This window comes from Streptomyces sp. NPDC057743, assembly GCF_042798755.1.
GTDB lineage: Bacteria > Actinomycetota > Actinomycetes > Streptomycetales > Streptomycetaceae > Streptomyces.
Map to the genome: position 1 here is coordinate 29,454 of NZ_JBHVJX010000028.1, position 24,611 is coordinate 54,064.

The window sequence follows — 24,611 nt, forward strand, 5'->3', positions numbered from 1 at the left end:
GCGGTCCCCCCGGGGGGTGTCCCCCCCTCCCCCCACCCCCGCCCCCGGCGCGGCCGTGTTCCCCGAGAACGGCCGTGGGGGGGCCCGGTGTTGCCCGGGCCCCCCCGACGGCGTTGGCGGTTCTGGCGTGCCTGTTCCTGCCTGTTGCTGCCTGTTGCTGCCTGTTCCTGGCGTCCTTACGGCGACAGGGTCAGGGTGTCCTTGCCGGCCTTCTTCACGGCGTCCTCGCTGAACGCCCAGGGCAGCAGCTCGCCCTTGGCCCACTTGTCGGTCTGGTCGTAGTAGTGGGCGTGGTAGGCGTGCCCGGAGGCGCCGGTGAGGTTTATCCAGCGGGACTTGTCGAGGTCGGCGAGGTTGACCACCATCCGCATGGACGGGACCCAGGTGACCTTGTAACCGCCGGAGGCGTTCCAGCCGGTGGCGTCGACCGCGGCCTCACCGCCACCGAGGTTCCAGGGCCCGCGGTTGAGCAGGTCCTTGAGGAAGCCCGGACCGTCCTTGCCGAGGGTCTGGTTGGTGAGGTCCATCTGGTGCAGGCGGCCCCACGTCCAGTGGTCGATGTTCTTGCCCAGCTTGGAGGTCAGCTCGTAGCGGGCGTCCTTCATGGCCTGGGCCAGGAGCTGGTCGCGGTTCTTCAGGCCGGGGTGGCCGGGCCGGTCGTCGGTCTTCCACCAGGCGTTGTTGGGGTCGTCGAGGATGTTCCGGACGACCTCGTACCAGCGGTCTCCGCCGTCGGGCTGGGCGGTGTCGCCGGCCCGCTCGCCGCACTCGCGGACCAGCTTGTTCTGGTCGTCGGCCGGGCCGGTGTCGCTGGCCGGGCGGACGTAGAGGCACTGGCCCTGGACGCGCAGCTCCTTGGGCATCTTGTTGCCGAAGGCCAGCTTGAGGGTGTTGCGCCAGACGGCGTTGAAGTAGGCGGCCGCGGCGGAGTCGGGCTCCTGGGTGAAGTCCCAGCCGCTGAGGAGCTGCTGGGCGTCGCGGACGTACTTGTCCTTGATGTCGATCTTCGTCAGATAGGGCGTCAACAGCCGGGCGATCTCGCTGCTGTTGTCCTTCTGGAAGGTCTGCATGTCGTCGGTGGAGACCTTGCCACCGTCCTTGATCTTCGACTCGATCAGGTCGTTGATCCGCTGGCTACGGGCGCCGTAGCCCCAGTCGTTGGTGATCAGGTACGGGTACTTCTCGTTCGCGACGGCCTGGTTGGCGGTCACGATGAAGCCGCGCTTGGGGTTGTACTCGTACGGCAGCGCGCTCTGCGGGATGTAGCCCTTCCACTTGTAGGCGGAGTCCCAGCCGGGCGACGGGTAGGAGCCGTCGCCCTTGCCACGGATCGGGATCTGGCCGGGGGCCTGGTAGCCGATGTTGCCCTTGGTGTCGGCGTAGATGAGGTTCTGCGAGGGGACCTCGAAGTCGGCGGCGGCCTTGCGGAAACTGGTCCAGTCCTTGGCGCGGTTGAGCTCGAAGACGGCGTCCATGGACTTGCCGGGGTCCAGCGCCGTCCAGCGGAGCGAGACGGCGTAGCCGTCGCCGCGGTCGGGGGCGCCGTCGGCCACCGGAGCGTCCTTGCCGACGTTGGTCAGCTCGTCGTCGCGGTCGGAGACGATCGGGCCGTTGTTGGTGGACCGGACGGTGATCTTCTGGCTGTCGCCGCCGGCAACCTTGATGGTCTCCTGGCGGGTAAGGAAGGGCTGCTGCTTGCCGTCGTAGAGGTAGCCGTCGGCGTTGATCTTCTCCAGGTACAGGTCGGTGACGTCGGCGCCGAGGTTGGTCATGCCCCAGGAGATGTCCTGGTTGTGGCCGATGACGACGCCGGGCATCCCGGAGAAGGTGAAGCCGGCGACGTCGTAGTTGCACTTGGGGCCGGTGGTGCGGCAGTGCAGGCCCATCTGGTACCAGAGCGAGGGCATCTGCGGGGCCAGGTGCGGGTCGTTGGCCAGCAACGGCTTGCCGGTGGTGGTGTGTTCACCGGAGACGACCCAGGAGTTGGAGCCGATGCCGTTGCCGTTGGGGCCGAGCAGCGCCGGTACCTGCTCCAGGGTGCTGGACAGCGAGGAGAGTTGCGCCTGGACGCCGGCGGTGGCGCCGCGCACCGTCCCGCGGGGGGCGCCGGTGCCGCTCCCGGTGGACGAGCCGGAGCCCGTCCCCGTGCCCGTCCCCGTGCCCGTCCCGTTGGCCGTGCCCGTGCCGGTACCCGTGGACGCGCCGCCGCTCGGGGTGCCCTTGGGGTCGAACTCCTTGGTGGCCTGGTCGACGCTGCCGCCGTCGACGATCGGCCGGTTCCGCTGGTACGGGTAGCCCGGGTACAGCTGGTCGATCTGCTTCTGCGTGAAGCGGCTGGTCATCAGGGACCGGTCGATCTCGTCCTGCATGTTGCCGCGCAGGTCCCAGGCCATCGCCTTGAGCCAGGCCACCGAGTCGACCGGGGTCCAGGCCTCGGGCTTGTAGTCGCCCGTGAAGCCGAGGGCGGCGTACTCCAGGGAGAGCGCCGAGCCCTGATGGTCCTTGAGGTAGGCGTTGACGCCGGCGGAGTACGCCTGGAGGTACTTCTTGGTGCTGGCCGAGAGCTTGGTGTCGTATTCCTTCTGCGCCACCTCGTGCCACCCGAGGGTGCGCAGGAACGCGTCGGTCTTCACCTGGCTCTTGCCGAACATCTCGGAGAGCCGGCCGGCCGTCATGTGGCGACGGACGTCCATCTCCCAGAAGCGGTCCTGGGCTTGGACGTAGCCCTGGGCGCGGAAGAGGTCCTCGTCGGTGTCGGCGTAGATCTGCGGGATGCCGTTGGCGTCACGGACGACGTCCACCGGGTCGGTCAGGCCCGGGAGTTTGAGCGATCCGGTGGTCTCCGGGAACGAGGCGCGGACCGTGCTCACACCCCAGTACGCGCCGAAGCCGATGCCCGCCACGAGCAGCAGCACGACCGTGAGCGCGACGAGGCGGCCGCGCCGCCCCTTCTTCTTCTTTTTGGGGGCTGGTCCGGACTTGTTGGCGGGCATCTCTGTCCTTCGAGGGGCAGGGTGGGAGTGCTGGAGCAACCATAGGCGCACCGGTTTGTCGACCCCTACGCGGAGTCACCGCCGAGCACATTAAACTTTCAAGCAATGGTAAATTGTTAGAGTCAGTAACTAGATACGGTAACGACAAGCGGCCCATCCCGGCCATGGCGCGAGGAAGGATCAGCTCCTGACTGTCGAACACCTCAATGAACTCCTGCTGATCAGCTCACTCGTACTGCTCGTCGCGGTGGCCGCAGTACGACTCTCCTCGCGCAGCGGGCTCCCCAGCCTGCTCATCTACTTGGGGATAGGCATCGCGATAGGGCAGGACGGCATCGGCGGCGTCGTCTTCGACAACGCCGAACTGACCCAACTCCTCGGCTATGCCGCCCTGGTGGTGATCCTCGCCGAGGGCGGCCTGGGCACCAAGTGGAAAGAGATCAAACCGGCCTTGCCACGGGCGGCGGTGCTCTCGACGTTCGGCGTCGCGGTGAGCGTGGGGGTCACCGCGGCCGGCGCGCACTACCTCGCCGGGCTCGGCTGGAAGCAGGCGCTGCTGATCGGCGCGGTGGTGTCGTCCACGGACGCCGCGGCCGTCTTCTCCGTACTGCGCAGCGTCCCGCTGCCGGCCCGCCTGACGGGCATCCTGGAGGCCGAATCCGGCTTCAACGACGCCCCGGTGGTCATCCTCGTCGTGGCCTTCTCCACCGCCGGACCGGTCGAGCACTGGTACGTCCTGCTCGGCGAGATCGCGCTGGAGTTGGCGATCGGCGCGACCATCGGTCTGGCCATCGGCTGGCTCGGCGCGTACGGCATGCGGCACGTCGCGCTGCCGGCCTCCGGCCTCTACCCGATCGCGGTGATGGCCATCGCGGTCTCCGCCTACGCGGCCGGCGCGCTGGCGCACGGCTCCGGCTTCCTCGCCGTCTACCTCGCCGCGGTCATCCTCGGCAACGCCAAGCTGCCGCACGCCCCGGCGACCCGCGGCTTCGCCGAAGGCGTCGGCTGGATAGGCCAGATCGGCATGTTCGTCCTGCTCGGTCTGCTGGTCACCCCGCACAACCTGCTCGACGACATCGTGCCGGCGCTGCTCATCGGCATGATCCTCACGCTCGTCGCCCGCCCGCTGTCCGTCTTCGCCTCGCTGCTGCCCTTCCGGGTGCCGTGGCAGGAGAAGACCCTGCTGTCCTGGGCCGGACTGCGCGGCGCGGTGCCGATCGTGCTGGCCACCATCCCGATGGTGAGCGACGTCCCCGGCAGCGAGACGGTCTTCAACATCGTCTTCGTGCTGGTCGTGGTCTACACCCTCGTCCAGGGCCCGACGCTGCCCTGGTTGGCCCGACGGCTGCGACTGGGCGACGACGAGGAGGCCGCCGACCTGGGCATCGAGTCGGCCCCGTTGGAGCGGTTGCGCGGCCATCTGCTGTCCACGTCCATCGGTCCCACGTCCCGGATGCACGGAGTCGAGGTCGGCGAGCTGCGGATGCCGGCGGGCGCCGCGGTCACCCTCGTCGTCCGGGACGGCGCCAGCTTCGTGCCGTCCCCGACGACGGTGCTGCGGCACGGCGACGAGCTGCTGGTGGTCGCCACCGACCCGGTGCGGGACGCGGCCGAACGCCGGCTCCAGGCGGTGTCGCAGGGCGGCAAGCTGGCCGGCTGGCTGGGTACCGCCACCGCGCACCAGCCCCAGGAGGGCGGGGCCGGCCGGCCCCGGAGGCGCGAGGTCGGGTGAGGCGACGGGCCCGGCCGCCCCTGGGTGGCCGGGCCCGCACCCCATGGCGCCCGGCTTGTCCGGCCCAGCGCCGCATGTGCGCTATCTCTCCACGGATGCCAAGGAAATCCCCGGGAAGCCCCGCTTAATCCCAGGGCTTCTCCCCCATATGACCTGTACAATCGAAACGGTATTTTGTACGGATCACGAACCAACTCTGCCTGACGCAGAGCTGGCGCGACCGCTCGGCGGCCGCGGTCCCCTGCCACACGCAGCCACCTTCTTCGGTGCGGACCACGCGGTATCACTCGGTCCTGCGCGAGAGGACAGCTCTCGGCGCGCACCCGTGACGACCTCGCGGGGCGGCGCTACCAGGCGGCAGAAAGGCCCGGCCGTGGCATCCGCGGTCAAGGATTCCCGTCCCGGTTACGGACAACTGTTGCGCACGCCCGGCGCGTGGACCTATCTGGTGCCCGGCTTCCTGGCCCGGCAGCCGTTCGCGATGCTGACCATCGGCATCGTCCTGCTCGTCCAGTCCACCACCGGCTCCTACGGCACCGCCGGCGCGGTCTCCGCCGCCACCGGCGTCTCGATGGCCCTCTTCGCCCCGCAGGGCGGCAAGTTGGCGGACCGGTTCGGCCAGCGGGCGGTGCTCGTCCCCGGCGTCCTGGTGCACGTCGCGGGCGTCTCGGCGCTGATCGCGCTCGCCCTGGCGCACGCACCCCTGTGGGCGCTGCTGGCCGTCGCCGTCCCCACGGGCGCCTCGACGCCGCAGGTCGGCCCGATGGTGCGGGCCCGTTGGGCGGCGAAGCTGGGCGGCACCCCGTTGATGCCGACGGCCGCCGCCTTCGAGTCGGTGACCGACGAGTTCACCTTCGTCGTCGGCCCGGTGCTGGCGACCGCGCTGTGCACCGGCATCCACCCGGCCGCCGGCCTGGTCGCCGAGGCCGCACTGACGCTCGCCGGCGGCCTGCTCTTCGCCTCGCAGCGGCGCACCCAGCCGCCGGTCCACCGGAAGAGCGCCACGGATCAGGCACGGGTCTCGGCGCTGTCCGTCCCTGGTGTGCGCGTCCTGATCGTCGCGTTCCTGGGGATCGGCTCGGTCTTCGGCGGGATGCAGGTCTCGCTGACCGCGCTCACCGAGCACATCGGGCAGCCCGGCCTCAACGGCGTCCTCTACGGGATCTTCGCCGGCGGCAACATGCTCGCCGGCATCGCCTGCGGCGCGATCGCCTGGAAGGTCGGACCGCGCCGCCGCCTGCTGGTCGCCTACGGGCTGCTGGCGCTGGCCACCACCCCGCTGTGGGCGGTGACCGCGGTGCCGCTGCTGGGCGCCGTCGGCCTGGTCGTCGGCCTGTGCATCGCCCCCGCGCTGATCACCGGCTACACCCTCGTCGAGTCCCTGGTCCCGGCCTCCGCCCGGACCGAGGCGTTCACCTGGCTGACCGGCGCGGTGGCGCTGGGTCAGGCGGCCGCGTCCACCCTCGCCGGCCAACTCGCGGACCGCTTCGGTCCCAGCTCCGGCTTCCTGGTGCCGCTGGTCGGCACGGCGCTGGCCCTGGTGGTGCTGCTGAGCCTGCGCGCCCACCTGATGCCCCGTTCTTCAGTGGTCGTCACCGGGTCGGCGGGCGCCGTCGACGAGCCGGAGCGGGAGCTGAGCCGCGCCTGAACGGGCCCGAAACCGGGGGTGCTGGCGGGCGTGGAGTCCGTCACCGTATGCCGCTCGCGGTGGACTGGGGCGCCGGAATACTGCAAGATGGAGCGTCGTTAGCACTCAATGAGTGAGAGTGCCAGGAGGAAGTCAAGTGCCGACCTACCAGTACCAGTGCACCGCGTGCGGCGAGGGCCTTGAGGCCGTGCAGAAGTTCACCGACGACGCGCTCACCGAGTGCCCCAGCTGCAACGGGCGCCTCAAGAAGGTGTTCTCGGCGGTCGGCATCGTCTTCAAGGGCTCCGGCTTCTACCGCAACGACAGCCGCGGCTCGTCGTCCAGCAGCAGCCCGGCCAGCAACTCCTCGTCGAGCAACGGCTCGTCGAACGGCTCCTCGTCGTCCGATGCGTCCTCGACGTCCGGCTCCACCTCGTCGTCCTCGGACAGCAAGGCGACGACCACGGCCGGCACCGGCTCGGCCGCCTGACCAAGGCCCGACGCCCGCGAGCGGACTTCCGGGCCCCGCCGCTCCCCAGCAGGAGCGGCGGGGCCCGCCGCATTCCCGGGGGCCGGTCGCTTCGAACGCCCGCGCGCCGGCGCGGGCGCCCGATAGTGTGATCGCATGGCTGATGCGGAGATTGGCGTTATCGGCGGGTCGGGGTTCTACTCCTTCCTGGATGACGTGACCGAGATCACGGTGGACACCCCCTACGGGCGGCCCAGCGACTCCTTGTTCCTCGGCGAGATCGCCGGGCGCTCGGTCGCCTTCCTGCCCCGGCACGGCCGCGGCCACCATCTCCCGCCGCACCGCATCAACTACCGCGCCAACCTCTGGGCGTTGCGCTCCCTCGGTGTGCGGCAGGTCCTCGGCCCGTGCGCGGTCGGCGGGCTGCGCCCCGAATACGGGCCCGGCACGCTGCTCGTCCCCGACCAGCTCGTGGACCGCACCAAGTCCCGCGCCCAGAGCTACTTCGACGGCGAACCGCTCCCCGACGGCAGCGTCCCCAACGTCGTCCACCTCACCTTCGCCGACCCGTACTGCCCCACCGGCCGGCAGGCGTCCCTCGATGCCGCGCGCGGCCGCGACTGGGATCCGGTCGACGGCGGGACCCTCGTGGTGATCGAGGGGCCGCGCTTCTCCACCCGCGCCGAGTCGCGCTGGCACGCCGCCCAGGGCTGGTCGGTGGTGGGCATGACCGGCCACCCCGAGGCCGTCCTGGCCCGCGAACTGAGCCTGTGCTACACCTCGTTGACCCTGGTCACGGACCTGGACGCGGGCGCCGAGACCGGCGACGGCGTCTCCCACGAGGAGGTCCTGAGGGTCTTCGGCGAGAACATCGGCCGGCTCCGCGAGGTCCTCTTCGACACCGTCGCCGCGCTCCCCACCACCGCGGACCGCACCTGTCTGTGCACGGACGCGCACCAAGGGTGGGACCTGGGGATCGAGCTGCCGTAACGGGGCGGGCGGGGGCGCGGCGCCCGCTCAACTCCCCTGCCGGGTGACGTAGTTGTCCACAGGCTCGTAACGGCTCTGGGGCTGTCCACAGGCCGCAGCGGGCTGGGGTGAAGTACGGCACGGTGGTGACCGCGGGCCCGAGCGCGGGGCCCGCCTGTGACCGTGTCCGTTGCACGTCCGCACCCCAGGCGGTGATCACCATGCCCACCCCGTCCCCGGCCCTACCCACGCCCCCGCGGTGTGAAGTGCCCCACTTTGCCCCCGTTCTCGCGGGCGGTATCCGCTCCCGATGGCGCGGGCCCGCCCGCCGCCGGCTGCTCGTCGCCGGCCTCGCAACGGCCGCCGCAGCATGGGCCACTGGCCTGTCGCACGGCCCCGGGGAGCCCGCTTCCGCACCCGCCGCCTGCCCCGCGGCGGCGGCCGACGGGGGGCGGTGACGATGGCGCGCGCACGACAAGATCGAGTGGCGTCCGCCGCTCGGGCACGCGAGACTTCTGCGAGTGGCGGGGCACCTGCCGCGCGTCCCAGAGGGCGCGCCTGCACCACCGATACCGATGCCGCTATCGGCACCGCCGCACCAATCACCGCCGCGAGGGCCCTGCCGAGCGGCCGGACCCGCCGCTCCCCGGCGGGCGCCGGACCCCGCACGGCCGCCCCTTCGCCCCATACGAACCACCCTCGATTCGACCCGGTCCGCCGGATCCGTCCTGCCCGGGCGGTTATCCGTACTGGTGCCCTGGTCGATCGCCGGTTCGGGTCGGGTGATTGGACAGCTCCGCCCCGCCCTGTCGTAAGTTGCGGTGCTGATTGTCGGTGCACCGTCCAGAGCGAGCGTGGAAAGAGGCTGTTAGGTGAGCGAGAAGAAGAGCGTCCTCCAGGGATTCAAGGAATTCCTGATGCGCGGCAACGTCATCGAACTGGCGGTGGCGGTCGTCGTCGGCGCGGCGTTCACCAACATCGTCAACGCGGTGGTCAAGGGCGTCATCAACCCGATCGTCGGTGCCTTCGGCTCGCAGAACCTCGACAACTACCAGACCTGCATCAGCGCCGCGTGCACGGTGGACAAGAAGACCGGCCATTACGCGGACGGCATCTACGTCCTGTGGGGCTCGGTGCTCAGCGCGGCGCTGACGTTCCTGATCACCGCAGGTGTCGTCTACTTCCTCATGATCCTGCCGATGAACAAGTGGAAGGCCCGCCAGGACGCCAAGAAGGCGACCGAGGAGAAGTCGGCGGCCCCGACCGAGATCGAGCTGCTCACCGAGATCCGGGACACGCTGGTCGCCCAGCGCAACGGCGGCTCCGCCGACCCGGCTGCGGCCTCCGCGGCCGCAGCGGCCATCATCACGCAGAAGTCCCAGCAGTAGCGGGCGCTCCGGCCAGGGCCTGTCCGATGGGTCAGGCCCCGACCCTGACCCATCGGACAGGCCCTGGTTCACGCCGCCCCGTCGCCTCGCTCAGAGGTGGTGGGGCGGCTTTTCGTCGAGGAAGCGGGCGAGATCGGCGGCACCGCCCGTGGCGGTGGGGCGCTCGCCCCAACCGCGGTCCGTGTCGTCCGAGGACCGCTGGCTCAACGGGTCGTCGAAGATCAGCGCGGCGGCGCTGCGGGGGTCGGGACGCCGACGGGTGGGAGCGGGCTCGGGCTGGGACTCGGCGGTGGGCTCGGAAGCGGCCTCTTCGCGGGGCGCGTCCTTGGCTGCGGCGTCCGTCGGCGCCGCGGTGGCTGAGGACGGTGCGGTAGCGGCCGGGGGGTGGGGCTGGGGCGCCGCGGGTGCGTCCCGGGGATCTCGGGTGGCCCCGGCGGCCGAGTCGGTCTCGGGACCGGGCTCGGGCTGGGACTCGGGCTTGGTGCTCACCTCTTCAGGGTACGGGCGGGCCCGATGACCGCCGGACCGCTAGGCCGTTCCGATGGGGCGGGGTCGGATCGGCCGGGGCGTCTGGTGTGGTGCCTCGCAAGGCTCCGGAGCGGCCTGGCAGCGGAGTATGGGGGCGGTTTGGCAGCGCCGCGAGGTGCCGTGCCAGGCGTTCCGACCCCGGCCCCATGGGACAGGCCCTAGCTGCTCCAGCCCCCGTTCTCGTGGGTGGGGATCGGGTGCGGGCGTTGGGCGTCGTGCGGTCGCGTGGGCGGTCCGTGCTCGGCACGCCCCTGCCCGAGCGGCCACCCACGATCGGAACCGGGGAGGGGGCGGGGGCGGGGGTGGTGACCGCGGGCTCTGCGCTTCGGCATGGCGACCTGGCCTCCGTACGGGGTCGGGAAGGCCCACGCTAGGAGCGCCTGGGGCCGCGAGCCCGTTGTGCGGGGCATCGGGGTGTGAGGGCGCGGGGTGTTGCGGCGGCCCTGGTCCGAGGAGGCGACCGGGGCGGTGCCCCTTGTTCCCAGAGGTCCGGTGGCCGTGTTCCGAGGCGCGCGAGGCGATGGCCCTGTTCCCGGAGGGCGGGTGGCCGCTTCCCGAAAGGGGCGGCCGCTTCCCGGAAGTGCGGTGGCGGTGTGCCCCGGAAGGGACGGGGTGGGGCGGGGTGGGGTGCGTCGCGGTGCGGTCTTGGTGGTGGTCCGGTGCGGGTCGCGGTCCGGTGACGGGTGGGTCAGTCGGTGGCGAGGGCCTCGTGCCACCACGTGTCGCGGCCGGGCTTCCAGGAGATCGGGCGGGAGCAGCGGTTGACCACCAGGACGGTGTGCGGCAGTTGACTGCCGCCGGCGGCGGCGCTCCGCGCCAGCGCGTGGTCAAGTACCGGCTTCACCGGGCGCACGGAGCCGTCCCAGAACGCCGCGTCCGCCGTGATCAGCACCTGGATCCCCGACTCCCGCAGGCGCGCGGCGAGTTCGGGGACGGTCAGCGAGACCGGCAGCGTGGTGCGTATCGCGTCCAGCCGGCCGCAGGCCAGGGTGGCGATCACCGACTCGGGCACCAGCGGCAGGTGTACGGCGACGCGGTCACCGGCCCGTACCCCGCAGCGGGTGAGCGCGGCGGCGGCCCGTTCGGCCTGTTCCAGGAGCATGCCGTGCGTCAGCTCCTCCAGGCGGCCCGGCTCCCCGCTCCAGGTGAGGGCGATCTGCGACGCATCCGGCTCTTGCACTTCTCGGGCGTCTTCTGCATGCTCTGAGATCACACGGCGCAACATGCGCATCAGCATGGAGTTCAGCGATCAACAAATGCTGAACGCCCGCTGTACGGGCCCGCGGTGGCCATGATCGTACGGCGGCTCTACGGGGCCGGCGCCGGCCCCTTCCTTGCACCCCGCAACGGCTGGCGCGGCGCGTTCCCGCCTCTTCCTGCCCCGGTCCGGTGCGCTTCATCCCTCCCTCTCCGCTTTTCTTTCTCTTCCTTTTCGTTCATTGATTTCCGGTTTTTTCTGTTCGCCCGCTTGTTGGCTTGCCGGCTTTGGGGGCTTGCCGTGGCGCGCGCGTGAGAGGTGGTGGCTGGGCTTATGTCCGTGGCTGCGAAGAACGGGCCTTCTGGGCGCGGGGGTTGGGCGCAGTGGGCGTTGGGGGTGGGGGCCTTCTGCGTGCAGCTGGACTCGTTTGCGTTGAATCCGGCGTTGCCGGTGGTGCGGGCCGAGTTGCCGGGCGCCGCGGCCGCGGCGCCGTGGGTGGTCAGCGGGTATCTGCTCGCCGCCGGGGCGCTGATGCCGCTGGCCGGGCGGTTGGCCGACCTCTACGGGCGGCGGCGGATGCTGGCCCTCGGGGCGGTGCTGTTCGGGGTGGGCTCCGCGCTGTGTGGGCTGGCGCCGTCGCTGTCGTTCCTGGTGGCGGCGCGGGTGGTGCAGGGCGCGGGCGGCGCGTTGATCATGCCCGCCGGGCTGGCGTTGCTCACCAACGCCTGCCCGCCGGGGCGGGCGCGGCGGGCGACCGGGCGGGCCCTGGGGTTGGCCGGACTGGCCACGGTGTGCGGTCCGTTCCTCGGTGGCGTACTGGCCCAATCGGCGTCCTGGCGGGCGGTGTTCTGGCTGACGGTGCCGCTGGCCGGGGCCACCGTGTGGTGTGCGCGCCGGGCGGACGAGTCGCGGGACGCGGCCGCCGCGGGGCAGCCGCTCGATGTTGCCGGGGCGGTGGCCGGGACGGTCGCCCTGGTGTGCCTGGCGCGTTGGCTGGAACACGCCGCCGCGGTGGGGTGGTTGGTGGGTGCGGTGCTGTGGGGCGGCCTGTTCGTGCGGGCCGAACGGCGGGCCCCGGCGCCGCTGGTGGATCTCGCGCTGTTCCGCAATCTCCCCTACGTGACGCTGACCGCCGCCGGGGCGGTCGCCAACGCGGCGACGGTGGCGCTGCTGTACGTACTGCCGTGGACGTTGCAACAGGGGCGCGGGTGGACGGTGTTGGCGGCGGGGGTGGCGTTTTTGGCGCCGGCCGTGGCGTTGGCCGTCGGCGGGCCGGTGGCCGGGCGGGTGCGGTCCGGGGCGGCCGTGGCGGTGATGGCGGCGTGTCTGGCCGTTGCCGGGGGTGCGTTGTGGGCCACCGGGGTCGTTGCGGGGACGCCGGGCCTGCTGGTGGCGTCGACGGGGGCCGCGGCGGCGTTGGGCGTGGCGGGCGGGCTGGCGCTCACCGGGACCCAGTCCGTGGTCCGGCGCGAACGGGCCGGGGAAGCCTCGGGGTTGACCAAGTCGGTGCTGACGATGACGGCGGGGTTGGGGTTGGGGTTTGCCCTTACGGGGCCGGGGACGGGGGCCGGGTCTGCGTCGTCGGCCGCTGCCGGGGCGAGCGGCGGTGGCGGGCTTCCGTCGCTGGTGGTGCCGGCGGTGGGCTGTGTGGTGGGGGCGGGGTTGACGGTGATGGTGGCGGGATGGGGGTGGTTTCGGCGGAGGCAGAGGCGGAGGCGTGGGGACGGAGGGTGACACGGGGGGGGAGGGCTGGCCAAGGCGGCTGGCGCGGGGGCGGATTGGGAGTCGGGGTCGCCAGCCCTCCCCCCGTGTCAGCGGGCCGTCGCCAGTTCCGCGTAGCCGCCCAAGACGTCGCTGACCTGGTCGAAGCCGTGTGCCTCCAGGAGGGCCGCCGCGATCACCGAGCGGTTGCCGCTGCGGCAGTAGAGGATGACCGGGCGGGCCGGGTCGAGTTCTTCGAGCCGGTCGGCGAGCGCGGCCAGCGGGATGTTGCGGGCGCCGGGGAGGGCGCCCGCGGCGAACTCGGCCGGGTTGCGGACGTCGATCAACTGGCCGCCGTCGACGGGGTCGTGGGGGTCCAGGGGCAGCCGCGGGAGCAGGTCGGGCAGGCTCAGGCGGTGGCTGCGGCGGATGCGTTCCGGGGCGGCGGCCAGCGCCGCGGCCGGGTCGGGCAGGTGGCCGAGGACCTGGTCGTAGCCGATGCGGGCGAGGCGGAGGCGGGCCTCGCGCTCGGTGCCGGGGTCGGTGAGCAGCACGATCGGGGTGCCGGGGGCCACCACGCTGCCGGCGTACTCCGCGAACCGGGTGTCCAGGCTGGTGTGCAGGGAGCCGGCGAGGTGGGCGCGGGCGTAGGCGTCGACCGGGCGGCAGTCGAGCAGTGCGGCGCCCTGTTCGTCGCGGGCGGTCAGGGCCTCGTCCAGGGTGAGCGGGGCGGGTGGCGCCGTGTCCCGTAGGGGGTGGCCGTCGCGGTTGAGGGCTGCGTCATGGGCGAAGTAGCCGGGGGCGACGGGCTGTTCGGCGGTGACGAGCCGGACGAAGGCGTCCTCGGTCATGGGTTGCAGCGCGTAGTTGAGGCGGCGCTGGTCGCCGATGGTGGAGCTGGTCTCGGTGGAGATGCTGCGACCGCAGGCCGAACCGGCGCCGTGTGCGGGAAAGATCCGGGTCGCGTCCGGGAGGGTGAGCAGTTTGGTGTGCAGGGAGCGGTAGAGACGGGCGGCCATGTCCTGGGGCGAGTGGCCGGCCGCGGAGAGCAGGTCGGGGCGGCCGACGTCGCCGACGAAGAGGGTGTCGCCGGTCAGGACGCCGAACGGGACGTCGTCGTCAGGGTTTTCCCGGATGGCCAGGCAGATGGATTCCAGGGTGTGGCCGGGGGTGGCGAGGACGGTGAGGGTCACCCCGGAGGTGGGCGTCGGGGTGCTGGCCTCCTGGGGGTGCGCGGTGGGCGGCGTGCCCAACGGGGCGTCGTCGGCTGCTGGTTCGGCGCCCAGGTAGAGGCGTTCGCCATCGTGTAACCGGCGGATCGGGAAGCCGGTTTCGGCGGCCGCGCCGAAGGCGATCTCGGCGCCGGTGGCCCGGGCCACCTCCAAGTGGCCGGAGAGGAAGTCGGCGTGAATGTGCGTCTCAATGACGAGTTCGATGCGCAGGCCGGCCGCCTCGGCGTCGGCCAGGTAGGCGTCGATGTCGCGGCGCGGGTCGACGAGGACGGCGCGTCCGGAGTTCTGATCGCCGATCAGGTAGGACGCCTGGGAGAGACAGTCGAGGTAGTACTGCGCGAAGTGCACGGTCGGGCCTCCAGGGGTGCGCGGCGCCCGGGCGGGGTCGGTCCACTCGGGCCGGAGCGTGGGCGGCTGAATGCCCCGTACAGACCGCTCTGTTGTGCGGATGCACGGATGTACGTACATTAAGGAGCCGGCTGGCGGGAGAACAAGCCGGCCCCCTCAACAGGCGGCCGGACGACGACCAGGCGCCGGCCGCAGGACCAGAGGGACGCCAAGGATGCGAGGACCGACATGACGCCGCCTCAGCCGGAGCCGCCGGGCGCGCGCGGCCGCCAGACCCCACGCGGCGCGAACGGCGCGAACGGCGCGAACGGCGCGAACGGCGCGAACGGCGGCCAGGGTGCCCCCGGGACCCGTGATCCCGCTCCCCGTGGCCCTGGGCCCCAACCTGGCCACGGGCCGCGCCCGTTGGACCGCGGATCGCCGCTGCCGCTGTGGGCGCAGCTCCTGGACGATCTGCGCCGGCGGATGGAAGTCGGCGCGTTCACCGAGGAGTTCCCGGCCGAGCACCGGCTGACGAGCGAGTACGAAGTGAGTCGGCACACCGTGCGGGAGGCGCTGCGCAAGCTGCGCGCCGACGGCCTGGTGATCGCCGAACGCGGCCGCGCCAGTCGCCTCGACACCCGCCGCATACAGCAGCCGCTCGGCTCCCTCTACAGCCTCTTCCGCGACCTGGAGGCGCAGGGCGTGGAACAGCGCAGCGAGGTGCTGCGGCTGGAGCGGACCGCGGACGCGATGGTCGCCGGCCACCTGGGGCTGGTCCCGGACGCGCCGCTGGTCGTCCTGGAGCGGCTGCGGCTCGCGGACGGCGAACCGCTCGCCCACGACACCGCCTACCTCCCGGCCGACGTCGCCGGGCCGCTGCTGGACGCGGACTTCGGGCACACCTCCCTCTACGCCGAACTGGCGCGGCGCTGCGCGGTGAAGGTCTCCGGCGGGCGGGAGCGGATCGCTCCGTTCCTGCCGGACATCCGGCAGGCGTGGCTGCTCGGACTGGCCGACCGCGAGGCGGCGTTCGCCATCGAACGGGTCGGGCGGGCCGGGCAGCGGTCGGTGGAGTGGCGCGAGACGGTGGTCCGGGGCGACCGCTTCGCGTTCGTCGCCGAGTGGTCCGACGCCAGCCGGGCCGTCGCCCTCGCGCCGCGCGCCGCGGCGCCGACCGCCTAACGGGCCGCCGTGACCGTCCTCTTAGCCGCGACGGCGCTGCCCTGCGGGCTGGTGATCGGCCTCCTGCTGGGCGCGCTCGGCGGCGGCGGTTCGATACTCGCGGTGCCGGCGCTGGTCTACCTGATGGGGCAGTCCCCACACGGTGCGACCGCGGGCGCCCTGGTGGTGGTCACGGTCGGCGCCCTCGGCGGCCTCCTCTGCCACGCCCGCGCGGGCCGGGTCCGTTGGGCCGCCGGAACAACGTTCGGCGCCCTGGGGACGGCCGGCAGCTACCTCGGCTCCCGTTGGAGCGCCACCCTTGACGCCGATGTCCTGATGGCGGCGTTCTCGGGGCTGATGCTGGTGGTGGCGGTGGGGATGCTTTGGCGGGATGGCGGGGGCTTGCGCCGGCGTCGGGGAGGGGCCGAGACGGGGACGGAGACAAGGACGGGGACGGTGGCAACGGGCTCTGCGGAGCCGGTGCCTCTGGCGTCCCAGGGGGAGCGTGCGGCGCGTGAGGGCGCCTCCGAGGTCCAGGACCGCGCCCAGGCTGTCAACTCGCCCTCCAGCGCGCCCTCATGGCCGCGGCGGGCACGGTCCAGCCCTCCCCCACCGCGTCGCGCGCGGCCCCTGCGGACCGTCGTGACCGCCTCGTCCGTGGGGCTGCTCACCGGGTTCTTCGGGGTGGGCGGCGGCTTCGTCGTCGTACCGGCCCTCACCCTCGTCCTCGGCCTGGAGATGCCGGTCGCCGTCGGCACCTCGCTCCTGGTGATACTGATCAACTCCGCGGCCGCGCTGGCCACTCGGGCCGGCACCGGTGCCCTGGACTGGCCCCTGCTCGCCACCCTGGCGGCCTGCGCCGCGGCCGGCAGCCACCTCGGCAACCGCCTCGCCGGCCGCCTGCGCCCACAGACCCTCACCGCCTCCTTCGCCGCCCTGGTCACCGTGCTGGCCCTGGCAATGGCGGCCACCACACTGCCCCACCTCTAGCGCCCCGGCGCCCGTATGCCCGGGCCCAGGCGCCGCCCCCAACCGGGAGCCCACAACTCAACAGCGACAAACCGACCAGTCGATGGGTCACCAGGCGAGGGGCCAACAGCCCCCGCACCAAGGCCAATGGCCTCTAGTCAGTGACCAATGGCCAATGACCAATGGCCCGTAGTGCGCCAGACCGGCCCCCGTCTACACATTGACTGCCCCCGTAAACCCCCAACCGACAGGAGACCCGCATGACCCGGCCCGCAGCCGACGCGGACCCCGCGCCCGCCACCGCCCCCGTACACCACCAGGTCCTGATCGTCGGCGGAGGCACCGCCGGCATCACCGTCGCGGCCCGGTTGCGCCGTGCCGGCGTCCGGGACGTGGCGCTGCTGGAACCGGCGGAGACGCACTGGTACCAGCCGCTGTGGACCCTGGTCGGCGGCGGTCAGGCACCGCTGCGGGCCGCGCTGCGCCCCGAGGTCGAGGTCATCCCGCCCGGCGTGCGCTGGCTGCGGGAGCGGGCCACCGCCGTCGACCCCGTGGCCCGTACGGTCACCACCGCCACCGGACGGGTGTTCTCCTACGGGCAGTTGGTGCTGGCGCCCGGCTTGAGCCTCGACTGGGACGGCGTGCCGGGGCTGGCGTCGGCCGTCGGCCACGACGGGGTGAGCAGCAACTACCGGGCCGATCTCGCCCCGTACACCTGGGACCTGATCCGGCGGATGCGGCGCGGCACGGCCGTGTTCACCATGCCGTCCGGGCCGGTCAAGTGCGGTGGTGCACCGCAGAAGATCGCGTATCTGGCGGCCGACCACTGGCGCAAGCGCGGCGTGCTGGGCGCCATCCGGACCGTTCTCGTCCTCCCGGAACCGACGCTCTTCAAGGTGCCGGTCTTCGCCCGAACGCTGGAGCAGACCGCCCGCCGCTACGGCATAGAGGTGCGGCTGCAATCCGAACTGACCCGTCTGGACGGCCCGGAGCGCACCGCCGTCCTCACCGACCACGCCACCGGCAACACCGAGACGCTCCGCTACGACATGCTCCACGCGGTACCGCCGCAGCGCGCCCCGCGGTGGCTCGCCGACGGCCCACTGGCCGCCCCCGACTCCCCTTACGGGTACGTCAAGACGGACCCGCACACCCTCCAAAGCCCGGATTTCCCCGAGGTGTTCGCCCTAGGGGACGTGGCACATCTCCCCACGTCCAAGACGGGCGCCGCGGTCCGCAAGCAGGCCCCGGTGGTCGTCGCCAACCTCCTCGCCGGTCTCCGCGGCCGCCCCGCCGCCGCCCGCTACGACGGCTACACCTCCTGCCCCCTGGTCACCGCCCGGCACAAGATGGTGCTGGCCGAGTTCGACTACGACCTCCGGCCCACCCCCTCGTTCCCCTTCCTGGACACCACGAAGGAACGCACCGACATGTGGTTCCTCAAGCGCTACGGCCTGCCGCAGATGTACTTCCAGGGGATGTTGAAGGGGCGGGCGTAACGGAGACGTCTGCGGGCGCAGATGGAGATGGCTGCCGGTGCGGAGCGAGATGCCTGCCAGTGCAGACGGGTATGCCTGCGGGCGCAGACGGGCTCAGGCGGGTGACGACTGGCTCAGGCGGGTGCCGCCGCCGGCCGTTGATCCTTTGCGTCTGTTGGTCGTTGATCGTTGATCGGTGGTCCTTGGTCGTTGACCATCGACCGTTGGCCGTCGGCCGTGCGCCTCTGGCGGCTGACGGCCGACGGCCGACCGTAAGCGGTAGGTCGTCAGCGCCCGCGAGGACGCGGCCGGCCACGCCCCCGACGTGGCCGGCCGCTCCGTACGGACGGGGCGCCCCGGTGTCCCGCACCGCCCCGCGGGGAAGGGATCTGCAAGGGGCACCCCCACCCCCTAAGGGCCACCCGTAGGGCCTCCCCCTCCGCCCCACACGCCCCCGCCTACACCCCCTCGCCCCCCTCCACCCCCTCCACCACATCCGCCACCACGCACCCCACGTTGTCCGGCGCCCCCGCCTCGTGGGTGCGGGATATCAGGGCCGCGACGGCCTGTTGGGGGGTGTCGGCGGCGGCGAGCACCTCCTGGATCGCCTCGGGAGGCACGACGCCGGTGAGCCCATCGGTGCAGAGCAGATAGCGCTCCCCCGGCCGGGCGTCGAGCAGTTCGAGGTCCGGGGCGAACTCCTCGCCGGCGTCCAACGAGCGCAGCAGCAGGGCACGTTGCGGATGCATCGGCGCCTCCTCGGGGGTGAGCCGGCCCTCGTCGATGAGGGACTGCACCACGCTGTGGTCGTGGGTGATCCGGAACAGCCCGGAGTCCCGAAGGACATACGCCCGCGAGTCCCCGATGTGCAGCAGCGCCAACCGGGAGCCCGCGCGCAGCAGTGCGGTGAGGGTGCTGCCGGTCGCCTCGTCGCCCGTCGGCGCGTCCCGGTGGGCGCGCAGCGCCGCCTCCTCCAAGGCGGCCAACAGGTCGACCTCGGCCACCTCCTGGCCCTCCAGGAGCTTGAGCGCCTCGATGGCGGCGAGCGCGGCCGGGCCGCCCTTGGGGCCGTAGCCGTCGGCCACCGCCAACAGGTGCCGGCCGGCGAAGGCCGCGTCCTGGTTGACGGCCCGCACCAGGCCCCGGTCCGTCAGGGCGGCGCAACGCAGCGTCAACGGCCCGACTGCATCGTGGTGTTCGGTCATCGTGGGGTCCCTCCGCTTCAACTGGTCCACGAGGAAGGCGGCCAGCTCCCTACGGGCGGCGACATCGGCCTCGACCTGCGCCCAGTACGCCGCGACCGCGCCGGCCGCGGCGCCCGGCGCCAGCTCGCACACCTCGCGGATGCGGGCCAGCGGCATCCCGAGCCGGCGCAGCCAGGCGACCAGCCGGGCCCGCTCCAACTGGGCCGGGGCGTAGTGCCGGTAGCCGCTGTGCGGGTCGACGTGCGCGGGCGTCAGCAGCCCCAGCTCGTCGTAGAGGCGCAGCGCCTTGGGCGAGAGCCGGGACGCCCGTGCGAACGCCCCGATCGTCAGCAACTCCCCGCCCATCGGCGCCCCTTACCTCTCCGGCCTCCTCGTACCGGGCCCCTCGCCCGGCCCCACCGATGCTGGGCCTTCCCCCAGGGACAAGGTCAACGCACCGGACGAGCCCGCCCAACGGGCCGGAGGTGCCGTCCCCACTACCGCCCCTTCACACCCCGCCCAGCCGGCTCAGCGCCCCCACCGTCATCGCCTGCACGCCCGTGGTGAGCGTCGGCCGGACGACCGGTACGAAGTGGGGCGAGTGGTTGGAGGGGATGTCCTGGGCCAGCCGCCCGGCGGCCAACGCGGTGCGGAACGCCTCCGGGTCCCAGCCGCCCAACCACCAGTAGTACAGCGGGGCCTTGGCGGCCGTCGCCAGCAGCCCCGCGTCCTCGCTGCCCGTCGCCGGCTCGTACCGGAACACCCGCTCCGCGCCGAAGAACCGCCTGAAGTCCCCGTTGACGCCCTCCAGTACCGCCGCGTCGTTGACGGTCACCGGGAAGGAGTCCAGGACCTTCGTCTCAGGCTCCCGCGGTGCACCGGACGCGGCCGCCTCCGCCCGGGCGATCCGGTCGATGGCGGCCAGCACGGCGGTCCGCACGTTCGGGTCGAAGCTGCGGACGCTGACCCGTAGGACGGCGCGGTCCGGGATGACGTTGGCGGTGCTCCCGGCGTGGAACGAGCCGACCGTGACCACCACCCGGTCCCTCGCCGCGATCTCCCGCGCGACCACCGACTGCACCCGCTGCACGAACGCCGAGGCCATCAGGACCGGGTCCACCGTCGTCTCCGGCCGCGAGCCGTGGCCGCCCGACCCGTGGAAGGTGATCTCCAGGCTGTCCGCGGCGGCCATGCACGCGCCCGGACAGTAGGCGATCAACCCCGCGCCGAACGGGGCGACATGCTGCGCCAGCACCACATCGGGCGTGGGCACCAGGCCCTTGCCGTAGAGACCGTCGTCGAGCATGGCGCGGGCACCGCTGCCGGCCTCCTCGGCCGGCTGGAACAGCACCACCAGCGTCCCCGACCAGCACGCGCGCCCCGCCGCGAGCAGATCGGCGGCGCCCAGCAGGCAGGTCACATGCACGTCGTGCCCGCAGGCGTGCATCCGCCCCGGGACGGTGGACGCGTACGGCACGTCCGCGCTCTCGGCCACCGGCAGCGCGTCCATGTCGGCGCGCAGCAGCACCACGGGCCCGGGGCCGTTGCGCAGCACCCCGGTGACGCCGGTGCCGCCGATGCCGGTGGTCACGTCGTAGCCGTGCGCGGTCAGCCGGCGGGCCACCTCGGCGGCCGTGCGGGTCTCCTGGAAGGCGAGTTCGGGGTGGCTGTGGAGGTCTTCGTAGAGCGCCACGAGGTCCGCGAGGCGGGCGTCGAGCGGTTCCAGGACGGACGCGGGGAAGGAGGTGTCACTGTCGCTCATAGCCGCATTCGACCATGCGCGACGGTCGCCGTCTGCCCCTCGACGCGACCGCACCGGCCCGCCCGTTTGGCCGCCCGTCGAGGGGCCGCCCACCACGGGAGATCCGCCCCCGCGCTGGCCGGTACGCACCGGTCCGGTGCCCCTCCCCCCGTGACACCACCACCCCGCGACTGCAACCGTGGATCACCGTGAACCGTGCCGCGCCGTGCCCGCGACGTGGCACGGGCCGCCCAAGCCGACGACCGGAGGCTGACGTTGGCCACTTCTCCCACCCGACCGGCGGACGAGCCCGGCGACCTCGCGACCCGCCTCATGGACCAGGCCATGGGGCACCTCTTCTCCGCCGCGCTGCGCGCCGCCGCCCACTACCGCATCGCCGACCAGCTCGCCGCCGGCCCGCGCACCCCCGAGCAACTGGCCGTCGCCACCGACACCCACGCCCCGCACCTGCGCCGCGTCCTGCGTTACCTCGCCGCCCGCGGCATCTTCCGCGAGGACACCTCCGGCGCCTACCAACTGACGCCGGCCGCCCAACAGCTCCGCACCGACGTGCCCGACTCGCTCCACCCGGCCGTCATGATGCTCACCGACGAGCTGTTCCTGCAGACCTCCGCCGGCCTGACCGAGACGGTGCGGCACGGCGGCGCCGCCTTCGAGCGCCTCTTCGGCGCGCCGCTCTTCGCCCACCTCCAGTCGGATCCGGCCAAGCGGGAGCTCTTCGACGACGGGATGGCGTCGCTGGCCGCCCCGGTGGACGACGCGGTGGCCGCCGCCTACCCCTTCCCCGCGACCGGCACCGTCGTCGACGTCGGCGGCGGCCGCGGCGGGCTGCTGCGCGCCGTGCTGCGCCGCCACCCCGCCCTCACCGGCGTCCTCTTCGACCTGGCCCCACCACTGGCCCACCACCTGTTGGAGACCGATGACCTGAAGGGCCGTTGGCGCGTCCAGGAGGGCGACTTCTTCGCCGCGGTCCCGGAGGGCGGCGATGTCTACGTCCTCAAACACGTCCTGCACGACTGGCCGGACGACGCCTGCCGCCGCATCCTGCGCAGCTGCCGCGCGGCGATGGCGGACGGCCGCCGCCTCCTGGTCGTCGACTGCGTGCTGCCGCCCGGCAACGCCCCGCACTTCGGCAAGACGATGGACGTCGCCATGCTGGCCGTCCTCGACGGGCAGGAGCGCAACGGGGACGAGTTCGCCGCGCTGCTGTCGGCCGGCGGCTTCCGCCTGACCCGGGTGCTGCCGACGCCGAGCGTCGCCTCCATCGTGGAGGCCGTCGCCGACTAGCGTTCCCCCGCTTCCGAGTTGACCGCCCGCTCGCCGTCTCCCCGCGCCCACCGTCCGCCCGGCCGCGACACGCCGCGGGGGCAGTGCCTCCGGCGCCCCTGCCCGCGCGCTCTACTGAGGGCCCATCCCCAGTGGCCGACGAGAGGGGCGCACGTCACCGTGCCGGTTCTGATGCATGCGCGCAGCCGTGAGGAGGCGCACCGCGCCGCCACCCCGCTGGAGCTGTTCTTCGACCTGTGCTTCGTCGTGGCCGTCGCCCAGGCCGGCCGCCAACTGGTGCATGCCCTGGCCGAGGGCCACCCGGTCCACGGCATCACCGGCTATCTGATGCTGTTCTTCGCCGTGTGGTGGGCCTGGGTCAACTTCAGTTGGTTCTCGTCGGCGTACGACACGGACGACTGGCTGTACCGCGTGGTGACGCTCCTTCAGATCGCCGGAGTGCTGGTCCTGGCCGCGGGCGTGCCCCGGGCCTTCACCGCCGGCGACTTCCGCATCGTGTGGTTCGGGTATCTGGTGATGCGGCTGGCGCTGGTCAGCCAGTGGCTGCGGGCCGCGCACGGCACCCGGGGCGCCGAGCGCCGCACCGCCCTCCGTTACGCCCTCGGTGTGACCCTCTGCCAGGTCGGCTGGCTGGCCCTGGTGTTCCTGCCGCCGGCCAACGCCCCGTGGGTGTTCCTCGTGATGGGGGCGCTGGAGCTGTCAGTCCCGGCCCTCGCCGAGCGCGAGCGGCAGACGAGCTGGCATCCGCACCACATCGCCGAGCGCTACGGCCTGTTCACCATCATCGTGCTGGGCGAGACGGTCTCCGCGGCGACCGTGGCCGTGCAGTCGGCGCTCGACGAGCACCACGACCTCGGCACCCTGCTGCCGATCGCGGCCGGCGGCCTGCTGCTGGTCTTCGCCGCGTACTGGATCTACTTCGCGGTCCCCATCCACCTCCACCTCCGCTCCAACCGGCAGGCGTTCCTGTGGGGCTACGGCCACTACCTGGTCTTCGGCTCGGCCGCGGCGGTCGGCGCGGGGATCGAGATCGCGGTGGAACAGTCGGCCGGGCGGGCGCACCTCTCGACGTACGCGGCGGCGGCCTGCTTCACGGTGCCGGGCGCGCTCTACATGTTCACGGTGTGGCTGATCCACTCCCGCCACCAGAAGCGCGGCCTGGCCCAGCAACTGGTCCTGCCGGTGTCCGCCGTGCTCGTCCTGCTGTGCACGTTCGCCGGGCACGCGGCGGTCCCGGCGGCGGGCGCGGTGGCGGCGGTGACGGTCGCGGTGGGCGTCACCCTGACGGCCCGCCAGGGCACTGCTCTGGAGGAGGAGTAGCGACCGCCGGTCGGCCCATCCCGGTTACGGGCACGAGGGGCACCCGGCCCGCGTCCCGTCCCCCGTAAGCGTGCCGAACGACCGTGCGCGCACCCGCCCCGACCACCCCAAAGGAGCGCGCCGCCGAACCGGCCGCGCCATCCCCGCTATCGGGACCCGGCCGCCCAACTCCATCCGCCCACATTGGACTTGGGGCACATTCCGGCCAACTTTGCCCGACCACACCGGCCCCTCCACGCCACCCACTTCCCCCGCCCGCACGGCCAATCCCCGCATTCCCCTACCAAAGGTCACCCCGGTGTGCGGCGTCATCCTCATGCCCTCTACCGTTCACCACAGTCCGCGGAAGCGACCCCGCGGGAACGCGGTAGGGTGCAGATTGCCCTTTTTATGCCTGGGGGCTCTGCGGACCCCGCAGTTGCTCACGGGCCGTCCATCCGTCCGTACCTGAGGAGACGCCAGACATGGCAGCCCGCCACGCTCAGTCCCGTGCGCGCAGGAGACTGTCCCGGCGCAGCAAGGCCGTCAGCGGTCTCGCCCTCTCCACGCTCGTCGGCACCGCCCTGTGGGCCTGGCCCGCTTCGGGCGACGACCACAGCGGCCGGCCGGACGCCAAGAGCGGCACGCCCCGAACGGTGTCCAGCCCGAACACCCCCGGGCCGCACCAGGCGGCGCAGGAGGCCGCCCGCGGCCTGCGCGCCATCCCGGACCTCAGTGACGCCGCCCGCAAGCGCATACCGGCCAACGCCCGCCAGGTCCTGGTCGTCACCGGCAAGAGCCCCGACTCGTACGACTCCCGCGTCGTCCTCTACACCCGCGAGGACGGCTCGGACCTGTGGGAGCCCGGCCCCACCTGGGCCGCGCACAACGCCGCCCACGGATGGACCACCCGCCACCACTACGGCGACCTGCGCTCCCCCGAGGGCGTCTACACCCTCACCGACGCCGGCGGCCGGCTGCCCGCCCCGGGGGGCACCAAGCTGCCCTACGACCACAACAGCAGCTTCGTCGCCCATGGCACCGGCGTCGAGGGCGAACCGCTGGCCGGCGCCTTCGACTACGTCATCGCCATCAACTACAACCGCGTCCCGGGCACCTCCCCGTTGGACGGCCAGCGCCCCCTCGGCGACGACAAGGGCGGCGGCGTCTGGCTGCACGTCGACCACGACGGCCCCACCCAGGGCTGCGTCAGCCTCAAGCCCGAGGTGATGCGCGAACTGCTGCGCACCCTGGACCCGGCGCTGCACCCGGTCATCGTGATGGGCCCGGCCGGCCACTGAACG

The 24,611-nt window shown here is 72.7% G+C and carries 18 protein-coding genes; 12 read left to right on the top strand and 6 right to left on the bottom strand.

Annotation, left to right across the window (positions count from 1 at the left end):
• Positions 1 to 176: 176 nt before the first annotated feature.
• Positions 177 to 2,993 carry a penicillin acylase family protein gene (locus ACFVFQ_RS27880; RefSeq protein ID WP_383420873.1) on the bottom strand — a complete coding sequence of 939 codons (2,817 nt, stop codon included), beginning with the start codon at positions 2,991 to 2,993 and terminating at the stop codon, positions 177 to 179.
• A 187-nt stretch (positions 2,994 to 3,180) separates the two neighbouring features.
• Between ACFVFQ_RS27880 and ACFVFQ_RS27885 the strand changes: the two genes are divergently transcribed.
• The 5 genes from ACFVFQ_RS27885 to mscL all read left to right on the top strand — a co-directional run bounded on the left by ACFVFQ_RS27885 (position 3,181) and on the right by mscL (position 9,178).
• Positions 3,181 to 4,725, top strand: coding sequence for a potassium/proton antiporter (locus tag ACFVFQ_RS27885; protein ID WP_383421011.1), 1,545 nt, complete (start codon positions 3,181 to 3,183; stop codon positions 4,723 to 4,725).
• 373 nt (positions 4,726 to 5,098) lie between these two features.
• Complete coding sequence (locus ACFVFQ_RS27890) at positions 5,099 to 6,373, top strand: MFS transporter (RefSeq protein WP_383420875.1); 1,275 nt, start codon at positions 5,099 to 5,101, stop codon at positions 6,371 to 6,373.
• Positions 6,374 to 6,509: 136 nt separating this feature from the next.
• Complete coding sequence (locus ACFVFQ_RS27895; protein WP_383420877.1) at positions 6,510 to 6,842, top strand: FmdB family zinc ribbon protein; 333 nt, start codon at positions 6,510 to 6,512, stop codon at positions 6,840 to 6,842.
• A gap of 135 nt (positions 6,843 to 6,977) precedes the next feature.
• Positions 6,978 to 7,811 (top strand): S-methyl-5'-thioadenosine phosphorylase, encoded by an 834-nt coding sequence (locus tag ACFVFQ_RS27900; RefSeq protein ID WP_383420879.1) that lies wholly within the window; start codon positions 6,978 to 6,980, stop codon positions 7,809 to 7,811.
• 851 nt (positions 7,812 to 8,662) lie between these two features.
• Positions 8,663 to 9,178 carry a large conductance mechanosensitive channel protein MscL gene (mscL, locus tag ACFVFQ_RS27905; protein ID WP_383420881.1) on the top strand — a complete coding sequence of 172 codons (516 nt, stop codon included), beginning with the start codon at positions 8,663 to 8,665 and terminating at the stop codon, positions 9,176 to 9,178.
• Between the two features lie 90 nt (positions 9,179 to 9,268).
• Here the strand turns inward: mscL and ACFVFQ_RS27910 are convergent, their stop codons facing one another.
• Both ACFVFQ_RS27910 and ACFVFQ_RS27915 read right to left on the bottom strand, forming a co-directional pair.
• Positions 9,269 to 9,667 (bottom strand): hypothetical protein, encoded by a 399-nt coding sequence (locus ACFVFQ_RS27910; protein WP_383420883.1) that lies wholly within the window; start codon positions 9,665 to 9,667, stop codon positions 9,269 to 9,271.
• A gap of 727 nt (positions 9,668 to 10,394) precedes the next feature.
• On the bottom strand, positions 10,395 to 10,886 hold the full coding sequence (locus tag ACFVFQ_RS27915; RefSeq protein ID WP_383420885.1) for an AMP-binding protein: 492 nt from the start codon (positions 10,884 to 10,886) through the stop codon (positions 10,395 to 10,397).
• 351 nt (positions 10,887 to 11,237) lie between these two features.
• On the opposite strand from ACFVFQ_RS27915, the gene ACFVFQ_RS27920 reads away from it, so the two are divergent.
• Positions 11,238 to 12,638, top strand: coding sequence for an MFS transporter (locus tag ACFVFQ_RS27920; protein ID WP_383420887.1), 1,401 nt, complete (start codon positions 11,238 to 11,240; stop codon positions 12,636 to 12,638).
• Between the two features lie 77 nt (positions 12,639 to 12,715).
• Here the strand turns inward: ACFVFQ_RS27920 and ACFVFQ_RS27925 are convergent, their stop codons facing one another.
• Positions 12,716 to 14,185: a rhodanese-like domain-containing protein gene (locus ACFVFQ_RS27925; RefSeq protein WP_383420889.1), complete on the bottom strand. Its 1,470-nt coding sequence runs from the start codon at positions 14,183 to 14,185 to the stop codon at positions 12,716 to 12,718.
• 228 nt (positions 14,186 to 14,413) lie between these two features.
• Between ACFVFQ_RS27925 and ACFVFQ_RS27930 the strand changes: the two genes are divergently transcribed.
• The 3 genes from ACFVFQ_RS27930 (at position 14,414) to ACFVFQ_RS27940 (ending at position 17,796) form a co-directional block, all read left to right on the top strand.
• Positions 14,414 to 15,349 (top strand): GntR family transcriptional regulator, encoded by a 936-nt coding sequence (locus ACFVFQ_RS27930; RefSeq protein WP_383420891.1) that lies wholly within the window; start codon positions 14,414 to 14,416, stop codon positions 15,347 to 15,349.
• 9 nt (positions 15,350 to 15,358) lie between these two features.
• Entirely contained in the window at positions 15,359 to 16,318 is a 960-nt protein-coding gene (locus tag ACFVFQ_RS27935) for a sulfite exporter TauE/SafE family protein (RefSeq protein ID WP_383420893.1), read from the top strand.
• Positions 16,319 to 16,557: 239 nt separating this feature from the next.
• Positions 16,558 to 17,796, top strand: coding sequence for an FAD-dependent oxidoreductase (locus tag ACFVFQ_RS27940; RefSeq protein WP_383420895.1), 1,239 nt, complete (start codon positions 16,558 to 16,560; stop codon positions 17,794 to 17,796).
• Positions 17,797 to 18,233: 437 nt separating this feature from the next.
• On the opposite strand, the gene ACFVFQ_RS27945 is transcribed toward ACFVFQ_RS27940, so the two are convergent.
• Positions 18,234 to 19,325 carry a MerR family transcriptional regulator gene (locus ACFVFQ_RS27945; protein ID WP_383420897.1) on the bottom strand — a complete coding sequence of 364 codons (1,092 nt, stop codon included), beginning with the start codon at positions 19,323 to 19,325 and terminating at the stop codon, positions 18,234 to 18,236.
• A gap of 142 nt (positions 19,326 to 19,467) precedes the next feature.
• Entirely contained in the window at positions 19,468 to 20,721 is a 1,254-nt protein-coding gene (locus tag ACFVFQ_RS27950) for an amidohydrolase (protein ID WP_383420899.1), read from the bottom strand.
• 255 nt (positions 20,722 to 20,976) lie between these two features.
• Between ACFVFQ_RS27950 and ACFVFQ_RS27955 the strand changes: the two genes are divergently transcribed.
• The 3 genes from ACFVFQ_RS27955 (at position 20,977) to ACFVFQ_RS27965 (ending at position 24,608) form a co-directional block, all read left to right on the top strand.
• Positions 20,977 to 22,008 carry a methyltransferase gene (locus tag ACFVFQ_RS27955; RefSeq protein ID WP_383421014.1) on the top strand — a complete coding sequence of 344 codons (1,032 nt, stop codon included), beginning with the start codon at positions 20,977 to 20,979 and terminating at the stop codon, positions 22,006 to 22,008.
• A gap of 171 nt (positions 22,009 to 22,179) precedes the next feature.
• On the top strand, positions 22,180 to 23,328 hold the full coding sequence (locus ACFVFQ_RS27960; protein WP_383420901.1) for a low temperature requirement protein A: 1,149 nt from the start codon (positions 22,180 to 22,182) through the stop codon (positions 23,326 to 23,328).
• Positions 23,329 to 23,792: 464 nt separating this feature from the next.
• Positions 23,793 to 24,608, top strand: a complete 816-nt coding sequence (locus ACFVFQ_RS27965) for a L,D-transpeptidase family protein (protein WP_383420903.1) — start codon at positions 23,793 to 23,795, stop codon at positions 24,606 to 24,608.
• The last annotated feature ends 3 nt before the right edge of the window (positions 24,609 to 24,611 follow it).